The 19779-nt window shown below is 35.4% G+C and carries 18 protein-coding genes and 1 pseudogene; 14 read left to right on the top strand and 5 right to left on the bottom strand.

All coding sequences use genetic code 11. The features are described 5' to 3' along the window. Positions 1–92 precede the first annotated feature (92 nt). Positions 93–1619, bottom strand: a complete 1527-nt coding sequence (gene purH, locus IEV50_RS05990; RefSeq protein ID WP_188412315.1) for a bifunctional phosphoribosylaminoimidazolecarboxamide formyltransferase/IMP cyclohydrolase — start codon at positions 1617–1619, stop codon at positions 93–95. A gap of 369 nt (positions 1620–1988) precedes the next feature. Between purH and IEV50_RS05985 the strand changes: the two genes are divergently transcribed. Beyond that, complete coding sequence (locus IEV50_RS05985; protein ID WP_188412314.1) at positions 1989–2216, top strand: hypothetical protein; 228 nt, start codon at positions 1989–1991, stop codon at positions 2214–2216. Between the two features lie 704 nt (positions 2217–2920). On the opposite strand, the gene purN is transcribed toward IEV50_RS05985, so the two are convergent. Continuing rightward, entirely contained in the window at positions 2921–3499 is a 579-nt protein-coding gene (gene purN, locus IEV50_RS05980; protein ID WP_188412313.1) for a phosphoribosylglycinamide formyltransferase, read from the bottom strand. Between the two features lie 241 nt (positions 3500–3740). On the opposite strand from purN, the gene rpsT reads away from it, so the two are divergent. The 6 genes from rpsT to IEV50_RS05950 all read left to right on the top strand — a co-directional run bounded on the left by rpsT (position 3741) and on the right by IEV50_RS05950 (position 8236). Next, positions 3741–3995, top strand: a complete 255-nt coding sequence (gene rpsT, locus IEV50_RS05975) for a 30S ribosomal protein S20 (protein WP_123205479.1) — start codon at positions 3741–3743, stop codon at positions 3993–3995. 66 nt (positions 3996–4061) lie between these two features. After that, on the top strand, positions 4062–4760 hold the full coding sequence (radC, locus tag IEV50_RS05970; RefSeq protein ID WP_188412312.1) for a RadC family protein: 699 nt from the start codon (positions 4062–4064) through the stop codon (positions 4758–4760). 79 nt (positions 4761–4839) lie between these two features. Continuing rightward, positions 4840–5679: an endonuclease/exonuclease/phosphatase family protein gene (locus IEV50_RS05965; RefSeq protein ID WP_188412311.1), complete on the top strand. Its 840-nt coding sequence runs from the start codon at positions 4840–4842 to the stop codon at positions 5677–5679. A 9-nt stretch (positions 5680–5688) separates the two neighbouring features. Beyond that, positions 5689–6462, top strand: a complete 774-nt coding sequence (locus IEV50_RS05960) for a prolipoprotein diacylglyceryl transferase (protein ID WP_188412310.1) — start codon at positions 5689–5691, stop codon at positions 6460–6462. Beyond that, the gene (locus IEV50_RS05955) at positions 6455–7849 is read left to right on the top strand and encodes a radical SAM protein (RefSeq protein ID WP_188412309.1); all 1395 of its coding nucleotides are present in this window, start codon (positions 6455–6457) and stop codon (positions 7847–7849) included. Before IEV50_RS05960 ends, IEV50_RS05955 begins: the two co-directional genes overlap by 8 nt. A 192-nt stretch (positions 7850–8041) precedes the next feature. Beyond that, positions 8042–8236: a hypothetical protein gene (locus IEV50_RS05950; protein WP_229746641.1), complete on the top strand. Its 195-nt coding sequence runs from the start codon at positions 8042–8044 to the stop codon at positions 8234–8236. Positions 8237–8496: 260 nt separating this feature from the next. On the opposite strand, the pseudogene IEV50_RS05945 reads toward IEV50_RS05950, so the two are convergent. Together IEV50_RS05945 and IEV50_RS05940 are read right to left on the bottom strand one after the other, a co-directional pair. Continuing rightward, positions 8497–8796, bottom strand: a pseudogene (locus tag IEV50_RS05945) (HepT-like ribonuclease domain-containing protein). 19 nt (positions 8797–8815) lie between these two features. Further along, positions 8816–9127, bottom strand: a complete 312-nt coding sequence (locus tag IEV50_RS05940; RefSeq protein WP_188412308.1) for a nucleotidyltransferase family protein — start codon at positions 9125–9127, stop codon at positions 8816–8818. A 164-nt stretch (positions 9128–9291) separates the two neighbouring features. On the opposite strand from IEV50_RS05940, the gene pheT reads away from it, so the two are divergent. From pheT to IEV50_RS05905, 7 genes are all read left to right on the top strand, one after another. Then, positions 9292–11691: a phenylalanine--tRNA ligase subunit beta gene (pheT, locus tag IEV50_RS05935; RefSeq protein WP_188412307.1), complete on the top strand. Its 2400-nt coding sequence runs from the start codon at positions 9292–9294 to the stop codon at positions 11689–11691. A gap of 31 nt (positions 11692–11722) precedes the next feature. After that, a complete protein-coding gene (locus IEV50_RS05930; protein ID WP_188412306.1) occupies positions 11723–12013 on the top strand; it encodes a hypothetical protein in 291 nt (96 codons plus the stop codon). Positions 12014–12045: 32 nt separating this feature from the next. Then, a complete protein-coding gene (locus IEV50_RS05925) occupies positions 12046–12336 on the top strand; it encodes a cell division protein ZapA (RefSeq protein ID WP_188412305.1) in 291 nt (96 codons plus the stop codon). A 298-nt stretch (positions 12337–12634) separates the two neighbouring features. Further along, entirely contained in the window at positions 12635–14197 is a 1563-nt protein-coding gene (gene rny, locus IEV50_RS05920) for a ribonuclease Y (RefSeq protein ID WP_188412304.1), read from the top strand. 207 nt (positions 14198–14404) lie between these two features. Next, positions 14405–14920: an Mpo1 family 2-hydroxy fatty acid dioxygenase gene (locus IEV50_RS05915; RefSeq protein WP_188412303.1), complete on the top strand. Its 516-nt coding sequence runs from the start codon at positions 14405–14407 to the stop codon at positions 14918–14920. A gap of 111 nt (positions 14921–15031) precedes the next feature. Beyond that, on the top strand, positions 15032–17827 hold the full coding sequence (locus IEV50_RS05910; protein ID WP_229746640.1) for a TonB-dependent receptor: 2796 nt from the start codon (positions 15032–15034) through the stop codon (positions 17825–17827). An 85-nt stretch (positions 17828–17912) separates the two neighbouring features. After that, entirely contained in the window at positions 17913–19367 is a 1455-nt protein-coding gene (locus IEV50_RS05905; RefSeq protein WP_188412302.1) for a beta-helix domain-containing protein, read from the top strand. Between the two features lie 73 nt (positions 19368–19440). On the opposite strand, the gene IEV50_RS05900 is transcribed toward IEV50_RS05905, so the two are convergent. Further along, positions 19441–19725, bottom strand: a complete 285-nt coding sequence (locus IEV50_RS05900) for a hypothetical protein (protein WP_188412301.1) — start codon at positions 19723–19725, stop codon at positions 19441–19443. Between the last annotated feature and the right edge of the window lie 54 nt (positions 19726–19779).

The following is a 19779-nucleotide window of genomic DNA, read 5'->3' as shown; positions in this document are numbered from 1 at the left end:
TTTTATTGTTTAGTCAGTTAGTTTGTTGGTTAGTTTTATAGTTGTTTAGTTTTTAACCAATCAATCAAACACCTAATCAACCAAACAACCAACTAGTGTTTAAAATGTCTAACACCGGTTGTAACCATAGCTATTCCTTTTTCGTTTGCTTTTTCAACAGAATCAGCATCTTTAATAGATCCTCCGGGTTGTAGAACCGCTGTAATTCCAGCATCAGCAGCAATTTCAACACAATCAGGGAAAGGGAAGAAAGCATCGGATGCCATAACACTTCCTTTAATGCTGAATCCGAAAGCGGCCGCTTTTTCAATCGCCTGTCTTAAAGCATCAACACGAGAAGTTTGACCAACTCCGCTTGCGATTAAAACGTCATCCTTAACCAAAACAATGGTATTGGATTTAGTATGTTTTACAATTTTATTAGCGAAGTATAAATCTTTTAGCTCTTGCTCAGTTGGTGCTTTTTCTGTAACTGTTGTCATTTGCTCAGGGCCTTCGATAATTAAATCCTTATCCTGTTCAATAACCCCATTTAATAAAGTTTTGAATTGTTTTTTACTCAATTCTACATGGTTACGCTGTAAAATAACGCGGTTTTTCTTTTTGCTGAATAATTCAACAGCTTCACGCTGATAAGAAGGTGCAATTAAAACCTCGAAAAATAAGTTGTTAATTTCATGGGCAGTTTCTAAATCAACCTCAACGTTTGTAATTAAAACACCGCCGAAAGCCGAAACCGGATCGCAGGCTAAGGCATCAATCCATGCTTGTTTAACAGTTGGTCGAGATGCAATACCGCAAGCATTAGTGTGTTTTAAAATCGCAAAAGTAGGGTCTTCGAATTCATCAATTAATGCCACCGCAGCATCAACATCTACCAGGTTGTTATATGAAAGTTCTTTGCCGTTTAGCTTGGTGAACATGGCATCTAAATCGCCATAAAATATACCACCCTGATGAGGGTTTTCGCCATATCGCAAAGTTTTGGCTGTGTTCACGCTTTGTTTAAAAACATCAAGCGGTTCTTCTGTGTTGAAGTAATTAAAAATTGCAGTGTCGTAATGAGAGGAAGTGTGGAAAGCGATTTTAGCATAAGTTTTTCGTTGAGCTAAAGTTGTTTCGCCATTTTGTGCTTCTAATTGAGCTTGCAGCGTAGGGTAATCATTTTTTGATGCAATAATAACCACATCATTAAAGTTTTTAGCCGCTGCACGAATTAATGAAATGCCACCAATGTCGATCTTTTCGATAATTTCTTCAGCAGTTCCACCTGCCTTAACAGTTTCCTCGAATGGATATAAATCAACAATTACCAAATCAATTTCGGGAATTTCGTATTCAGCAATTTGCTGCTTATCGCCTGCTAAGCCTCTGCGGTTCAAAATACCACCAAATACTTTTGGGTGAAGCGTTTTAACTCGGCCACCTAAAATAGAAGGGTAGCCGGTTAAATCCTCAACAGCGGTAACTGGCAGATTTAAATCTTTAATAAATTGTTCTGTACCACCGGTAGAAAACAGCTGTACGCCCTGAGCGGCTAATAATTTTACCAATGGCGCTAAACCATCTTTATAATATACTGAAATTAAAGCATTTTTAATCTTAATCGAGTCACTCATTCTACTGTAAATTTTGAGCCGCAAAGGTAGTAAAATAGGGTGGTTTTTTTGTTATGTTAACAGTAAAAAAACGATTCGCTAAGCTGGTTGTCATCGCAGCCATTTGTTCGGCTCACCGCCGCCGAGGGGCTCCTTCTTTTTTCTTGATAAAAAAGAAGCAAAAAATCAAGGCTTGGAACTGATGTTGGCTATCCTCGTTGAAACTTACATTGCGGCAGCGCAAGCACCCGATGCAGAATCGGGCAAGGGTGTGCTGCCTTGGTTTCTGCTAGCATTAAAATTTCTGCAAAAGCTTTAACGTTTTCTCCTTCCATCATCTGTGCCGGATAGCCGTGGTAATCTATTTATTTAAAGGCCTCCGCTCTGGCTTTGTTCGGCTCACCGCCGCCGAGGGGCTCCTTCTTTTTTCTTGATAAAAAAGAAGCAAAAAATCAAGGCTTGGAACTGATGTCGGCTATCCTCGTCGAAACTTTCATTGCGGCAGCGCAAGCACCCGATGAAAAATCGGGCAGGACGCGCTGCCTTGTGCAGCAGTATTTTAACGTCAGTGCAAAAGTTTCAACGGGCAACCCTTCCATCAGCTCCTATGCCGGATAGCAGGGTGCAAAAACTTGTCTAATCCCAAAGTCGTTATTCTCGCGTATGTGGCAATCTCTCTTTCAGTGGAGTATTCCATTCAGCAAACCTCATCCATCAAAACCTCATCCTCAGCTTGACTGGGGATCTTTTAGATCTAGATTCTTTGGATGCTTTTTCGCCTCATTGGCGGCGGCCTAGTCCTTTTCTCTTGAAAGAAAAGTACCAAAAGTTCAAGGCTTGGATCTGATATCGGCTATCCTCGTTGAAACTTACATTGCGGCAGCGCAAGCACCCGATGAAAAATCGGGCAGGACGCGCTGCCTTGTGCAGCAGTATTTTAACGTCAGTGCAAAAGTTTCAACGGGCTACCCTTCCATCAGCTCCTATGCCGGATAGCAGGGTGCAAAAACTTGTCTAATCCCAAAGTCGTCATTCTCGCGTATGCGGGAATCTTAATGCAAAAGCTTTAACTTTTTACCCCTCCATAATCTCCTATGCCGGGTTCATATTGCAGGGGTTATAAGTTTCCTTGCTCGAACCCTTTTCCTTCGGGGCAGGTGTTCCGGTAGGTGGATTGGTGTTTTTAAACCATATGAGTTCGTCCTTTGACAAGCTCAGGGTTACAACCTGAAATAGGTTAGAAAAAAGGCGATGATCTCCAAAAATTGTGATTGCTTGCTGCGGTAGGCATTCGAGAAACGCTTACAGGCCAATAATACTGTCTATTTCTTTATCTTCTTCACCAAGCTCTCTATTATTCTTGGATAATGTAAATGTTCCAGCTGCTGACCTTTAAACTTAACCATTTCTAAATTATCGTTCTTGTCGATTTTATATTTAGCCTGGTAAATGTATTCGCCTTCATCATAATGTTCATCCACATAATGTATGGTTATACCACCTTCTGTTTCGCCTGCTGCAATTACTGCATTATGAACATGGTCTCCGTACATACCTTTACCACCAAATTTTGGTAAAATAGCCGGATGGATATTTACGATTCTTCCGGGATAAGCATCAATTAGATTTTTTGGGATAAGCCATAAAAAACCAGCGAGAACTATAAAATCAACATCAAGGTTTTTTAATAAATCAATAACCTCATCTGTTTCATAGAATTCGTGTTTATCAAAAATATGGCTTGGAATTTCAAAATTATCGGCTCTTTGCAAAACATAAGCATCTGCATTATTGGTTAATACTAAAGAAATTTCTGTATCGGTACTCCGTTTAAAATGCTCCATGAGTTTTTGGGCATTAGAGCCCGAACCCGAAGCAAAGATGGCTATTCGTTTTTTCACTCAAAATTCGTTTTCTCCAAAAATAACATTTTTAGGCAGCTATTCTTATAGATACTGTTTTTTATACTATATAATTTGTTTATGCTAAATGATTAAATTTATTTTATTTTTGAACTGTAAACTAAGAGCTAAAAAAAATCGATAAAAAAATTAAAAGTGTTTTGTAATTTAAAAACATTAATCCTATATTTGCAACCCGAATTATAGGAAACGATTAAGAAAAAATAAAGGCTAAATTAAAATGGCAAATCATAAATCTTCATTAAAAAGAATTAGAGCAAACGCTACAAAACGTTTACGTAACAGATATCAGGCAAAAACTACACGTACTTTTATTAAAAGGTTACGTGCAGCAGAAGATAAAAAAACTGCTTCAGATTTATTGCCTAAAGTAATTTCTATGCTAGATCGTTTAGCAAAGAAAAATGTTATCCACAAAAACAAGGCAGCTAACAATAAATCTAAATTAACGAAATTCGTTAATGGTTTAAGCTAATTTTTTACGATATTAGTAAAAGGCATCCCAACCAAAAGTTGGGATGCCTTTTTTTTATCCGAAAAAATGGCAGATTACGAACAAAAAATCGGTATTAAGCTTTGGGCTGAAGAAGACCGACCAAGAGAAAAACTTTTACTAAACGGACGCAGGCATTTAACTGATGCCGAACTTATTGCAATTCTTATCGGTTCGGGCAATAGGAATGAAACAGCCGTTGATTTAAGTAAACGAATTCTAAGTTTCTATGATAACAACTTAACAAAATTAGGCAGAGCATCTATTACAGATTTATCTAAATTTAAAGGTATTGGTGAGGCGAAGGCAGTTTCTATTGTTGCAGCCCTTGAGCTTGGTTTAAGACGTAAGGAAAGTATAGAAGATGAAGTTATTCAAGTAACGGCATCAAGCGATGTTTATAAATACCTGTATCGTACCTTTGCAAACCTTAATCACGAAGAATTCTGGATACTTCTATTAAACAGGTCTAACAAAATTATTGGTAAATATCTTATTAGTAAAGGTGGGCAGGCCGCAACCTTTGCCGACCCGAAGATTATTTTTAAAGTAGCAATAGAAAATAATGCTGCAAATCTTGTTTTAGCTCACAATCATCCTTCAGGAAATTTAAAGCCGAGTGATAGTGATAATAAGTTAACAAGAGATATGGTGGCTTCAGGAACAATGCTGGGTTTATTAGTGGTTGATCACTTAATTTTTACGGATAATGCGTATTATAGCTATAAAGATGAAGGTTTAATGTAATTGTATTGTAGAACAATAAAACAATTGTTACTTAACGTTAAATCAATATTGGAGTTAAACAATTTTGTAATTTGGCCAAATGAAAATCTTTTTAAATTTTATAATCTGTTTATTTTTAGCTGTAGGTTCTTTTGCTCAAAAGAAAGAAACGCCCATTAATATTATTACTTACAATATTCGATATAATAACCCTAGTGATGGTATTAATGCCTGGCCCAACCGTAAAGATAATGTTAAGGCTTTGGCTAAATTTTACGATGCAGATATTCTGTGTGTGCAAGAAGCACTAGCCGATCAGTTTGATGCATTAAGCGAGGATACTAATTTTGCATTTGAAGGCGTTGGACGTGATGATGGTAAGCGTAAAGGCGAATTCTCAGCCATATTTTATGATAAAACAAGATTTTTGAAAAAGGATGGAGGCACATTTTGGTTATCAGAAACGCCGGATGTACCTTCCAAAGGTTGGGATGCTGTTTTGCCAAGAATTTGTAGTTGGGTAAGGCTTTACGATAAAACAAATAAAAAAGATTTTCTTGTTTTTAATACACATTATGATCATGTTGGTGTAAAAGCAAGAATTGAATCAGCAAAACTAATTAAGAAAAAAATACAGGAAATTGCACCAAAGTTACCAGTAGTTTATACTGGCGATTTAAATGTTACGCCTGAAACGGAAGCCATTTCTACTATAAAATCTTTTCTGCAGGATGCAAAAGAAATTACCATAGAGCCACCTTATGGCCCCTCAGGCACATTTAACAATTTTGATTTCAATAGTGAATTGAAAAACAGAATTGATTATATTTTTGTAAACAAGGGATTTAAAGTTGAGAAATTTGCCGTGCTAAGCGATAGTAAAGACAGAAGATATTTTTCTGATCATTTACCTGTTTTTGTAAGACTTTTCTTTAATTAATCATTATTATTGAATACCAACCGCCTCTTCCCATTTCAGTTTAAGCTTTTTGGTGATTACTATCATTACCATTACATTTTTGAAACACTTGCATTCATAATTGGTGTTCGATTATATTACTATCTTAAAAAGGGAATTAAAGACCCAATTTCTGATGAAAATCGCTTGTGGATTATGCTTGGTGCCATGCTTGGTGCGTTGATTGGCTCGAGGATTATTGCAGTTCTCGAAACGCCTGCTACTTTAAATCAGATTACTTTTTTTACCCTTTATCAAAGTAAAACCATTGTAGGCGGCTTACTTGGTGGCTTGTTTGGCGTAGAGCTGATAAAGAAAATTATAGGTGTCAAAATTGCCTCTGGTGATTTGTACGTTATTCCGATTATCGCAGCGCTATTTATCGGCCGTATTGGTTGTTTTTCGATGGGAATTGACGAGCCAACTTACGGAATACCCACAAACTTTTTTACAGGAATGGATTTAGGTGATGGAATTAAAAGGCACCCGATTATGCTCTACGAAATGTCGTTTTTAATTCTGCTCTTATTGCTATTCAGGTTAATTAAACGAAAAGATATGCTAAACGGCGATCGTTTTAAGCTTTTAATGGTTTTATATTTTTTATTCCGTTTTCTTGTAGAATTTATTAAGCCTTATCAACCATTATTCCTACATTTAAGTAGTATTCATTGGTCGGCATTGTTTATTTTTCTATATTATTATAAATTTATAAGTAGAACATTGAATGTTGCTTTCATTGAAAAAGGAAAAGAATATGGCTAATACAAGAGATTATATTTATTACGATTATACAAAAAGCCTTTGCCCGGAATGTCTTATGCTTTGCGATGCAAAAATTGTTTTTCAGGATGCAAAGGTTTTTATGCTTAAGCATTGTAAAACACATGGCGATAGCAAAGTAATGATTGCTGATGATGTTGAGTATTATAAGCAAATCAGAAATTACAATAAACAGTCAGAGATGCCGCTTAAGTTTAATACAAAAGTGCACTATGGTTGTCCTTATGACTGTGGTTTGTGTACAGACCATGAGCAGCACTCTTGTTTAACCGTTATCGAAGTTACAGATAGGTGTAACCTTGCCTGTCCCACTTGCTATGCAATGTCATCACCGCATTATGGCAGGCACAGAACACTTGAGGAAATTGAAAAAATGATGGATGTTGTTGTTGCCAATGAAGGTGAGCCAGATGTGGTGCAATTATCTGGCGGTGAGCCAACTGTACATCCTGACTTTTTTGCAATTCTGGATTTGGCAAAAACGAAACCCATTAAGCATTTAATGGTAAACACTAATGGAATTAGAATTGCCAAGGATATTAATTTTGTAGAAAAGCTTGCATCATATATGCCCGACTTTGAAATTTACCTGCAGTTTGACAGTTTTAGTGCTGAAGTACTAACTAAATTAAGAGGGGAAGATTTAACAGAAGTACGTAAAAAAGCAATTGATAATCTTAACCATTTTAATGTATCCACAACGCTCGTTGTTACTTTACAAAATGGATTGAATGATGGCGAAATAGGGAAAATTATTGAATATGCAACAAAGCAAAAATGCGTTCGGGGAGTAACTTTTCAGCCAACGCAGGTAGCAGGAAGAAATGATGATTATAATGACCAGGCTGGTAGAATTACATTGACTGAGGTTCGCAGAAAAATTTATGAACAATACCCAATCTTTACACCTCAAGATTTGATTCCGGTTCCATGTAATCCAGATGCCCTTTGTATGGCTTATGCTTTAAAAATTGGCGATGAGGTTATTCCAATGACACATCTTATCAATCCAGAGGATTTATTAAATAACTCTAAAAATACCATTGTTTTTGAGCATGATGAAAAATTAAAGGAACACATGCTTAATTTATTCAGCACAGGCGTTTCAGTAGATTGTGCAGAAGATACTTTCGGAGAATTGATGTGTTGCTTGCCAAGGGTTAAATCTGACAACTTAAGTTATGATAATCTTTTTCGTATTATTATAATGAATTTTATGGATCCACTTGATTTTGATGTACGTGCTGTAAAAAAATCATGTGTACATATTGTAAGCGATAAGTACAAAATTGTTCCCTTTGAAACGATGAATATCTTTTACCGGGATAATAAAATTGATGCCATCAGAGCGAAATTAAATATGAATTAATATGCTAATCGGTTTTTTAATACTTTACTGTTTTGCCGCTATCGTTTTATTTGTTGTTGGAATTATCATGATGATCGTCGCATCTTCAAATAATACGCCTGTAAAACCTGGCTTAAGGTTGCTTATCATATCGGTAATTATGGTGGTGATAGGTTTTGGCGCCTGTGCTGTTCTTTTAGCAAATGGTTAGCGATGGAAATTTTTATTGTTTATTGGCTGTTGGTTGCCGTACTATTCATCATTGGTATTGTTCAGCTTATTATAAAGTCTGTAAAAAACCAACCGATAAAACCTGCTTTAAAATTAATTATTGCATCGGTAATTTTGGTGGTTATTGGCGCTGGAGCATGTGCTATAATGCTTTCTAATCTAAGTATTGGTCATTAGGCTAAATGGGATCTTCATTTCGAGCATGGACCTAGAACGACGAAAAGCTTAGCGATGGTAGATCTTCTCACGAGCTACACACAGATACTCGAATATTCTTTTCTGCGTAGATCACCGTAATCTGCTGGAGATAATATTGTGGCACTTTATGATTGACATCATTCAGCTGATTATAGGAGGTAAGAAAATTAGATTTTTCCCGCAGATATTCGCAGTTCTTTTTCTGCGTAAATCACCGTAATTTGCGGGAAATAATAATGTTAGGATGTAATTTCTTCCAAAAAGATTTTGATGTCAGGAAGTTTGTTGATTATGATATCCCAAACGATATCGTAATCAACCCCGAAATAATCATGAATAAGTTTATTACGTGTATTTATTATTTTTCTCTATTCAATATATGGGTATTTAGAGCGAAACTCATCATCTATCTTTGAGCTAGCCTCACCAATAATTTCAAGACTTCTAATTATTGCTCTGGATAGAACTGGGTCAGTAGTTACTTCCTCTTTGCTTTTTGAACTTGACTGCTCAAGAATGAAATTAATTTCATCCAACATATGTTTAATTAATTCATGATTAGAAGCTAACATATTTGGTTTGTTTTAAAATATGAGGTCCAATATGTTTGTTTAGAGATTGTGGTGTAACCAATTCCACCTTTCTATTGAGTAGTTCTTCAAGATAAAATGACAAATCAATAAAATTATCAAAGTTTTTCTTTGATGGTTCAAACTCGACAAGAAAGTCTACATCGCTATCATCATTAACTTTGTCAGTCGAAAAGGACCCAAAAACACCTAGTTTCTCTACCCCAAATGATTTGATTTTTTCTGCATTCAGTTGAAGTTGTGTAAACAGAACCGCCTTTGAATTTACCTTAACTGCCATAAACAAATATAGTCTTAATAAATAAATTATAAATCATTCATTGTTTTTCAATTTTGAAAAGCTTTCATCATTAAATATTATCTTTGCATTTTATAAGTTTTCGGGAAATGGATTGTTACATAGTGTGTCTCAAATCTGTTATCTTAAATCTCAAACCTCAATAAATGAAAATATCATATAATTGGCTTAAGCAATTCGTTAAAATAGATAAAACGCCTGCAGAACTTTCTTTAATCTTAACCAATGTTGGTTTAGAGGTAGAAAGTGTTGATAAAGTTCAGCCTGTTATCGGCGGCTTAGAGGGTTTGGTTATTGGCGAAGTTTTAACTTGTGTACAACATCCAAATGCCGATCGTTTGAGGATAACAACAGTAAATGTAGGTGCTAAGGAAAACCTTCAAATCGTTTGTGGTGCGCCAAATGTTGCCGCCGGACAAAAAGTTGTAGTTGCAACTGTTGGAACAACCGTTTTTCCTTTAGAGGGTGAACCTTTTAAAATTAAAGAATCGAAAATAAGAGGAGAAGCATCCCAAGGAATGATTTGCGCTGAAGATGAAATCGGTTTAGGGAAATCTCACGATGGCATTATGATTCTACCTGCAGAAACCCAAATTGGGATTTTAGCAAAAGAACATTTTAAAATGGATGATGATTTCGTTTTTGAAATCGGATTAACACCAAACCGTGCTGATGCGGCATCGCATTTGGGTGTTGCAAGAGATTTAGCTGCATATTTTAGAAGTGAATATGAAATGCCTGATTTAGCCTCATTCAAAGTTGATAATGAAAATTTAGTTATCCCTGTTGAGGTTGAAGATGTTGACGCTTGTCCGCGTTATAGCAGCATAACCATTTCTGGTGTTGCTGTACAAGAATCTCCAGATTGGTTAAAGGATAAATTAAAGGTGATTGGTTTAAGACCGATTAATAATGTTGTAGATGTTACCAATTTTGTGTTGCATGGTTTAGGTCAGCCTTTACATGCGTTCGATGCAGATAAAATTGCAGGTGGAAAGGTAATTGTGAAAAAAGTAGCAGAAGGTACCCCATTTGTAACGCTTGATGAAGTTGAACGTAAATTAAGTGCCGAAGATTTAATGATTTGCAACGCTGAAGCACCAATGTGTATTGCCGGTGTTTTTGGTGGTAAAACTTCGGGTGTTGATGCCAATACAAAAAATATATTTTTAGAAAGTGCTTATTTCAATTCGGTTTCGGTTCGTAAAACATCGAAACGACACGGTTTAAAAACGGATGCATCTTTCCGTTTTGAGCGAGGTACTGATCCAGAAATTACCGTTACTGCGCTAAAGTATGCATCGATTTTAATTAAGGAATTAGCCGGTGGCGAAATCTCCTCATCAGTTTCTGATATATATCCAAGCCATATTAAGCCTTTTGAGTTCGAAGTAAGTTATACTAATATTAATAAACTGATTGGTGCAAATATCCCTTCTGCAGAGATTAAACATATAATTACAGCTTTAGGTATTTCAGCAACCAACACATCCGATGATACTTTGGCTTTACGAGTGCCATCTTTTAAAGTTGACGTGACCCGCGAATGCGATATTACGGAAGAGGTTTTGCGTATTTACGGTTATAACAACATTGCAATTCCATCAAAAATTAATGCATCACTTTCTTACACTTCAAAACCAGACAAAGAAAACACGCAGAATGTAATTGCGGATATGCTTACCGCTAATGGCTACGCAGAAATTTGGTGCAATTCATTAACCAAGTCTACTTATTCAAAAAATTTAGATGAAGCCATATTTATTTTAAATCCTTTAAGCAGCGATTTAAATGTAATGCGACAAAGTTTGTTAATGCCAGCTTTAGAAAGCGTTGCATATAATCAAAACCGTAAAAATGCCGATGTCAAATTTTATGAATATGGCAAAACATATCATTTGATTAATGAGCGGTATGTAGAACGCCCAAGGTTATTGCTTTTAATTTCAGGTGCTAAAGAAAGTGAGCAGTGGAACCAAAATACCAAATCGACCACTTTTTATAATTTGAAAGCTGCGGTTGATGCAGTAATTTCCCGTTTAGGAATCGCATCTTATCAAACTGATGTGCTGCAGGATGATAACTTTGCCTATGGTATTAAATATTTTAGAGGGGATAAAACATTGGTTAGTTTTGGGGCAGCATGTAAAGCCGACCGCAAGCAGGCAGATGTAAATGCAGAAGTTTTTTATGCTGATTTTGATTGGGCTGCACTGCTTGATATTGTTAGAAAAAATAAAATTGTAAATAAGGAAGTTTCAAAATATCCACAGGTTAGAAGAGATCTTTCTATGCTAATAGATAAGGATGTAACTTTCGATATTTTAAAAGGAATTGCATTTAAAACCGACAAAAAATTAATTAAAGAAGTTGGTGTTTTCGATGTTTATGAAGGAGATAAATTACCGGAAGGAAAAAAATCGTATGCTTTAAATTTTATCTTGCAGGATGAGGAGCAAACCTTAACCGATAAGCAAATTGAAAATACAATGTCGAAACTAATTGCCAATTTAATCGGTCAGGCAGGTGCAGAAATTAGGAAATAAAATTTAAATTCGTATTTTTAGAAATAAATTCATGGCTTCTGTTGCAGATCAATTAGATAAGGTATTACAAAAAACGGCTCGCGTAATCGAGTTATGTAATGCTTTGCAGGAAGAAAATGATTTATTAAAGCTTGAAAATCAATCGTTAAAAGTTGCGCTTGATACTTCAAAAAGCAAGCATACTGATCTGGAGGAAAAACTTAAGGTTACTAAAATTGCAAAAAGTATTGAGGGCGCAAGCGAGAAGTCGCTTGACATTAAACAAAAAATTAACGATTTTGTGCGGGAGATTGATAAAAGTATCGCATTGCTAAAAAAATAGGTGATGGGAAAAAATCAGAAACTAAGCTAAAAATGGGAGAAATCTCGATTAAAATAACCATTTCCGACCGTATTTATCCGTTAAAGGTAAATGTGGAAGAGGAAGAGATTGTGAGACGGGCAGCAAAAATGATTAATGAGCGCATAAAAGATTATCAGGATAATTATGCGGTTAGAGATAAGCAAGATCTTCTTTCTATGGCAGTATTGCATTATGCAACTGCGGTATTAAGAACAGAAAATAAGGTGCAAAACCAAGATACTGCTGTTGCTGATAAAGTTGAAGAATTGGATGTTTTATTAAACGATTTCTTTTCAAAATAAGGTACGTTCTTTTTAAGTATTCGTCATTAAGGCGCAAGCCATAATCTGATTATATGGTGCTGAAATGAATTCAGCATGACGGAAACTTAATATAAATTAGCATAAAAACATAGCCGCGGCTAGTTTTTTGAGTTTCAAATTTTATAAAACTTAACACTTCAATATCTATGGGGTTAAGAGGGCGTATTTCATCTGCTATGGCACCTGAAAATGGCTTAAATCCCAATTATGCTTAGTTGAGGTTTAAAATGTATGAGACTTTAAAAAATTAGTTGCGGTTTTTTACTTAAAAAACAAAATGGAAATATTAGGATACGTGTTCGCCTTAATCGCTGGTTTAGCTATCGGGATTGTGGTTGGTAGATTCCTGTTACGTAGCTTGCTTAAACAACAAGAGGTTGCGGCACAGAGTAAAGTGAAGAAAATTTTAAAAGACGCAGAAAATAATGCTGAAATTTTAAAAAAGAATAAACTTTTAGAGGCGAAAGAGAAATTTTTGCAAATGAAAGCAGAGCATGAGCAAGAAGTGAATGCTAAAAATAATAACATTAACCAGCGTGAAAATACCATGAAGCAGAAAGAGCAATCGGTAAATCAACGCATGGAAAACTTTAATAAAAAAGAAGCCGAACTTGATAAGCAAAAGGTTCATTTAGAAAAGCAAACTGAATTAGCAGTTAAAAAGCAAGAAGATGTTGAGGTTTTAAAAAACCAACATTTAACTCAATTGGAAACCATTGCAGGTTTATCTGCTGAAGAAGCAAAAAATCAATTGGTAGAAAACCTTAAAGAAGTAGCTCGTACGCAAGCTATGATACAAATTAAGGATATTGTAGACGAAGCCAAATTAACCGCAAGTAAAGAAGCTAAAAAAGTTGTAATTCAAACTATACAACGTACAGCTACAGAAGCAGCAATTGAAAACTCGGTTTCTATTTTTCATATTGAAAGTGATGAAATTAAAGGACGCGTAATTGGTAGAGAGGGTAGAAATATCCGTGCTTTAGAAGCGGCAACAGGCATCGAAATCATTGTTGATGATACGCCTGAAGCAATTATCCTATCAGGTTTTGACCCGGTAAGAAGAGAAATTGCCCGTTTGGCTTTACACCGTTTGGTTACAGATGGCCGTATTCATCCGGCTCGTATTGAGGAAATTGTAGCCAAAACTAAAAAGCAAATAGAAGACGAGATTGTAGAAATAGGAGAGCGTACTGTTATTGATTTAGGTATTCATGGTTTGCACCCTGAGCTGATTCGTATGGTTGGGCGTATGCGTTATCGTTCATCTTACGGACAAAATCTTTTACATCACTCGCGTGAGGTGGCTAATTTCTGTGCAACAATGGCAGCAGAGTTGGGCTTAAATGCGAAGATGGCAAAGCGTGCCGGCTTATTACACGATATAGGCAAAGTGCCTGATGATAATCCTGAATTGCCACACGCAATTTTAGGTATGCAATTGGCAGAAAAATATAAAGAACATCCTGAAATTTGTAACGCGATTGGTGCCCACCATGATGAAATTGAAATGACTTCGATGATTTCGCCAATCATTCAGGCATGTGATGCGATATCAGGTGCTCGTCCGGGTGCACGTAGAGAAGTTGTTGAAAGCTATATTAAACGTTTAAAAGATTTAGAAGAACTGGCACTCTCTTATCCAGGTGTTGAAAAAACTTTTGCAATTCAGGCTGGTAGAGAACTACGCGTGATTGTAGAAAGCGAAAGAATTACAGATGCTCAGGCAGAATTATTAGCGGCTGATATTTCAACCCGTATTCAAACAGAAATGACGTATCCTGGGCAAATTAAGGTTACGGTAATCAGGGAAACTCGTTCAGTAGCTTTTGCGAAGTAAATAAAACACAAACCTTATAGGTTTTCAAAACTTATAGGGTTTCGAAATGAATAAAATTTAAAGAGATTATCTAATAAATCAATTTCTTAGGGTCTTGTCACGTTGAGCTTGTCGAAACGCCCCAAAAGGTAGTTTTAAAAGTCCTTCGACAGGCTCAGGATGACATTTCGTATTTATGAGACAGCCTCTTTTTTTATTTTTACATAAATGAGTGAGCAAACTATGAAAACAGAAACTAAACGTCCGGTTGATTTATATTTTGATAAATATCAGGAAAGCCACAATAATGAAACCAACGAAATTCTTCACTGGATTTGTGTGCCGCTTATTATTTTCAGTTTATTGGGCTTAGTTTGGTCTATTCCTTTTCCTTATATCGGTTTTTTAGGAAAATATAATGGTTTTGTAAACTGGGCATCATTCTTAATTGCTTTTTCTGTTTATTATTATTACCGTCTTTCGCCTGTACTTTCTTACATGATGTTATTGCTTATTATTGTAATGAGTTGGGGAATTGTATCATTAGAGCAATTGGAAAAAAGCGGTGGTCCGGCGTTATGGCTAATTTGTGTAATCATTTTTGTAGCCTCATGGATTGGTCAATTTATCGGGCATAAAATTGAAGGAAAAAAGCCATCTTTTTTGGATGATGTTAAATTCCTGTTAATAGGTCCGATATGGTTATTGCACTTTATCTGCAATAAAGTAGGTATTAAATACTAAACCAAGATTTGATCACATTAAATTAACTTTTAGCTAAACAAAGCTTAATTAACATCTAACATACAGCTAACATTGTGGTAATAGCTTTGCCTAAAATTAAATAGAGGCAAATTGAACTTACTCACTACTTTTAAGGGCGCAGCATTAACGATGCTCGTTTTATTTTTAAGCATAGCATCTTATGCGCAAACCGGTAAAATTTCAGGTATTGTATCTGATAAAAAAACAGGAGAAACTTTAATTGGTGTATCCGTAAAAATCGCTGGTACTAATAAAGGTATTTCAACTGACGTTGATGGAAGGTATTCTATTGGAGGGTTAGCAAATGGAAAATATACCATTCAGGTTTCTTACGTTGGTTATTCTACCAAAGAAGTAAGTGATGTTGATGTAACGGGCGGAAATGCGGTGAGCTTGAATGTAATATTAGAGGAAGCATCTTCACAAAAATTACAGGATGTAGTAATCAGAGCAACATTTAAACAAGAATCTGTTAACTCGCTTTACGCACAGCAAAAAAACAGTTCGGTTATTTCGGATGGTATTTCTAGTGATCAGATTAAAAAGTCTCCTGATAGAAATACTTCAGACGTTCTAAAAAGAGTAAGTGGAGCGACTATTCAGGATAATAAATTTGTAATTGTGCGTGGTTTAAGTGATCGTTATAATACAGCAACGCTTGATAATTCAACTTTGCCAAGTACTGAGGCAAATAAAAAGGCTTTCTCTTTCGATATTGTTCCTTCTAATTTAGTTGATAAAATCACAATTAGTAAAACAGCAACTCCAGATTTACCTGCAGATTTTGCCGGTGGTGCTGTTCAGATTGTTACTAAAGATATTCCGGAGCAAAACTTTCTTTCATTTGGCATAGGTTATGGCTATAACAGCCAATCTACCTTTAAAGATTTTTTAGCAACAAAGAAAAATGCAGTAAACTATTTAGGTTTTGAAGATGGTTCTAAACAACTGGCTGAAAACTTTCCAACTAGCGAACAGGTTGCTCAAGGAACGCTATCAAATTCAAAAAATGTTGCGGCTCTAAAATCATTGCCAAATGATTTATCAGTAAGAAATAGAAGCGCATTACCTACGCAAAATTACCAGCTTAGCTTAGGTAGAGTTAAGCATTTTGAGAATGGAAATACTTTTGGTGCTTTAATTTCCGGAACTTACAGAAACTCGCAAACAATAAATCAAGATGTTGAACGTAATTTTTACGTTTACAACTATACAGATAATCAATATAAATTCTCGACTAACTTAGGTGGTTTAGCAAACTTTGCATATACTTTTGGAAAGAATAAGATTAGCTTTAAAAATATCTATAACAGAAATTATGATGATACTTATGCCGTAAGAACAGGTATAAAAGACGGAAACTCTTTAAATCAGTTTTATGCATATGATATTATGCAAAAATCACTTTTCAAAACAACTTTAGAAGGTGATCATCAGATTGGTGAAGGAAACAATAAATTGAAATGGACTGCTTCATACAGTAACATTGGGAATAACCAACCGAATCAATTAAAAATTAATTACACAAAACCATTAGCTGCCCAAAACGATCCTAGTGTTTTGTATCAGGCAAATATTACGTCTTTAGGTAAAGATAATACCAGATTATTTTCAGATTTGAACGAAGATATTTACGCTGGCGATGTTAATTATAGCACACCATTTAAATTATTCGATGCATCTACAACGTTTAAGGTTGGTTTAGGTTCTCAGTACCGCGATCGTAAGTTCACAGCTCGTTTTATTGGTGCAGAGTTAATTACAAATAATCCGGATTTGCAGACGCAAATTAGAAGCCTGCCAGTTGATCAGATATTCTCTCAGTCATTGTTCGAGTCAGGTGTTTATAGATTAGCTGAAGTTGGTGGTGAATTGGATAGTTATGCTGCAAATTCGTTTACAAATTATGGGTATTTAATGCTTGATCAAAAGTTTGGTGAAAAACTCAGAGCCGTATACGGAGTAAGGGTAGAAAGTTATAATGTAAAGGTTATGAGTATAAGTAAAACTTATGTTGATGATTCTCAAGTTGATATTTTACCCTCTTTAAATTTAACTTATAGCCTAACGGATAAAGCAAATTTACGAGCATCTTACTATCGTACACTTGCAAGACCGGAATTTAGAGAGCTATCACTTTCATCCTATTACGATTATGAATTATTGGGTAACATTACTGGGAATCCGAATTTGAAAAGATCACTTATTGATAATGCCGATATCAGATATGAAATTTATCCGGAAGCTGGTCAGTTATTTTCGATATCAGCATTTTACAAGCATTTTACAAATGCCATTGAATCTTATCGTTACGATGTTTTATCAACACCAGATGTTTCTTTTTTTAATACACCAAAAGCTTACACATACGGCTTGGAGCTAGAGGCCAGGAAGAATTTAAATTTTGTTAGTGGTAGTAATTTCTTTAAAAATACTACTGCATACTTTAACCTATCATTAATAAAATCTAAGGTTACAAATCCTACAGATCAGAATTATATAGATAAAACCCGCCCAATGGTTGGTCAATCTCCTTATGTAATCAATGCCGGTTTACAGCATAGTGCTTTAGATAACAAGCTTAATTTTAATATTCTTTATAATAAAATCGGAAGAAGAATTGTACAGGCAAGTGGTATCAATTTCCCAAGTACATGGGAAAACCCAAGAGATGTTCTTGATTTGCAGGTAAGCTATAAAGTTCTTAAAACTAAAGGTGAAATTAAGTTAAATGCTGGTGATATATTGAATCAAAGAAGTTTAATTTATTTCGATTATAATGGCGATAAAAAATATAATGGTAGCGTAGGTAACGGTGGAGATGAAACCTTTTCGTCTTACAAGCCAGGAACAAACATATCGCTATCTTTCAATTATACTTTCTAGTCATTAACAATTTAGTAACAAGATATTAATCCTAAGGAAAAATTAAAAGTCTCTATTTGTAAAAAAAATATTAAAACAAAAAAAAATGAAAAACCAATTCATACTACTTGCCTTATCAGTAGTTTTATTTTCAACTTCTTGTAAGAAGAACATTATTGTTGAAGGACCTTCAACAGAAACTCCCGGTGGTTCAACTGCAAATGTTGTTGAGGTTACTGGCGAAATTTCTGCAAGTACCACTTGGTCTGCAAGTAAAATATATTTATTAAAAGGATTTGTATTTGTTAGTAATGGCGCAACTTTAACTATCGAGCCAGGAACAATTATTAAAGGAGATAAAGCTACAAAGGGAACATTAATTGTAACTCGTGGTTCGAAAATTAATGCAACAGGTACAGTTGATAAACCTATCGTATTTACTTCGGCTTTAGCAGCTGGTGCTCGTACTCAAGGCGATTGGGGTGGTGTTATCCTTCTCGGTAAAGCACCTGTTAATCAAGGTACAGATGTTAAGATTGAAGGTGGTTTAGTTCAGCCTACAGGAAAAGACGAGAAAGCGTACATCTATTACGGTGGTGCAGATGCTGCAGATAATTCAGGTACTATGAAATATGTGCGTATTGAATTTGCAGGTATAGCTTATTCTGTTGATAATGAGATTAATGGATTAACAATGGGTGGTGTTGGTAATGGCACAACGCTTGATTATATTCAAATTTATCGCTCTGGTGATGATGCGTTCGAATGGTTCGGCGGAACTGTAAATGCAAAACACTTATTGGCAATTGGCACTTGGGATGATGATTTCGATACCGATTTCGGTTATTCTGGTAATGTTCAGTTCGCTTTAGCACAACGCGTGTCAACGGTTGCCGATCAGTCTCAATCTAACGGTTTTGAATCCGATAATAACGCAACAGGTACGGATCAAACTCCTAAAACATCTGCTATTTTCTCTAATGTAACTGTTTTAGGTCCGATTAAAGCTACTGGTGGTTCTTTTAATGCTAATTACTACCATGGCGCTCAAATTCGTCGTAACTCTTCAATCAGTATTTTAAATTCAGTTATTTCTGGTTTCCCAATCGGATTATATATTGATGATACTAAAGTTGTAACTGCAAATTCTACATCCGCTAACTTCACAAGCGGAAATATGGTAATTGCAAATAACTTAATTTATGGCACAAAAACTACAGAAGTGATTGTAAGCAATGCAGCCGCGGCTGCTGCAATCGAAGCAAAATTACGTTTAGATAATACATTTGCACAAACATCCTTCGCTTCGGCACTTTTGGTTAATCCATATTTATACTTCAGTGATTTTGGTTCAGGTGCAACATTGGGTACTGCAAGTTTCTTAGTTGCCGCTAACTCGGCAGCTGCTACTGGTGCAGCATTTACAAATGCAAAAGTTTCAGGTTCTTTCTTTACGCAAGTTGCTTATAAAGGTGCTTTCGGTACAGATAACTGGGCTTCGGGTTGGGCAGAAGTTGATGCCCAAACTTTAGTATATACAACTCCAGGAGCAGTTAAATAAACAGAATAATAATTTTATTATATATGCAAAAAGCCGGGCATTTCGCTCCGGCTTTTTGCATATATACAGTTTTTTATTCAACCAACTCTTTAACAGGGGCTTTTGCTTTCTTAATAACTTCCTTTTTAGTTGGAACTACCTCTTCTTTAATAAAAGGTGTAATCGAATCACTTTTATCAGAAATGGTTATCTTTTTTGAAAGCTGTTTTGCAAACCGTTCGATTACTTTATCTGCTTTTTTTGATTTACCAACGCTTTTCACAATTTCGTTAAATGAGTCAGCTAATTTTAATTCTAACTCTTTACGTATTTTTTTGCTTGTCGAGTGTTTTTTCGACTTAGATTTATTCTTCTTCATTTTACTACTTGTGGATTTTTCCAAAGATAAAATATCGGTAAGTTAAATTAATAT

It is taken from the genome of Pedobacter mendelii (assembly GCF_014635725.1).
Lineage (GTDB): Bacteria > Bacteroidota > Bacteroidia > Sphingobacteriales > Sphingobacteriaceae > Pedobacter > Pedobacter mendelii.
The sequence above is the reverse complement of the archived record's forward strand: the minus strand, read 5'-3'. Positions and strand labels throughout refer to the sequence as shown.

Excerpts from the sequence above, each read along its gene's own strand:
- purH (WP_188412315.1), bottom strand. The coding sequence starts at position 1,619 with ATGAGTGACTCGATTAAGATTAAAAATGCTTTAATTTCAGTATATTAT.
- rpsT (WP_123205479.1), top strand. The coding sequence starts at position 3,741 with ATGGCAAATCATAAATCTTCATTAAAAAGAATTAGAGCAAACGCTACA.
- radC (WP_188412312.1), top strand. The coding sequence starts at position 4,062 with ATGGCAGATTACGAACAAAAAATCGGTATTAAGCTTTGGGCTGAAGAA.
- IEV50_RS05965 (WP_188412311.1), top strand. The coding sequence starts at position 4,840 with ATGAAAATCTTTTTAAATTTTATAATCTGTTTATTTTTAGCTGTAGGT.
- IEV50_RS05955 (WP_188412309.1), top strand. The coding sequence starts at position 6,455 with ATGGCTAATACAAGAGATTATATTTATTACGATTATACAAAAAGCCTT.
- IEV50_RS05950 (WP_229746641.1), top strand. The coding sequence starts at position 8,042 with ATGGAAATTTTTATTGTTTATTGGCTGTTGGTTGCCGTACTATTCATC.
- IEV50_RS05940 (WP_188412308.1), bottom strand. The coding sequence starts at position 9,127 with ATGGCAGTTAAGGTAAATTCAAAGGCGGTTCTGTTTACACAACTTCAA.
- pheT (WP_188412307.1), top strand. The coding sequence starts at position 9,292 with ATGAAAATATCATATAATTGGCTTAAGCAATTCGTTAAAATAGATAAA.
- IEV50_RS05930 (WP_188412306.1), top strand. The coding sequence starts at position 11,723 with ATGGCTTCTGTTGCAGATCAATTAGATAAGGTATTACAAAAAACGGCT.
- IEV50_RS05925 (WP_188412305.1), top strand. The coding sequence starts at position 12,046 with ATGGGAGAAATCTCGATTAAAATAACCATTTCCGACCGTATTTATCCG.
- rny (WP_188412304.1), top strand. The coding sequence starts at position 12,635 with ATGGAAATATTAGGATACGTGTTCGCCTTAATCGCTGGTTTAGCTATC.
- IEV50_RS05915 (WP_188412303.1), top strand. The coding sequence starts at position 14,405 with ATGAGTGAGCAAACTATGAAAACAGAAACTAAACGTCCGGTTGATTTA.
- IEV50_RS05905 (WP_188412302.1), top strand. The coding sequence starts at position 17,913 with ATGAAAAACCAATTCATACTACTTGCCTTATCAGTAGTTTTATTTTCA.
- IEV50_RS05900 (WP_188412301.1), bottom strand. The coding sequence starts at position 19,725 with ATGAAGAAGAATAAATCTAAGTCGAAAAAACACTCGACAAGCAAAAAA.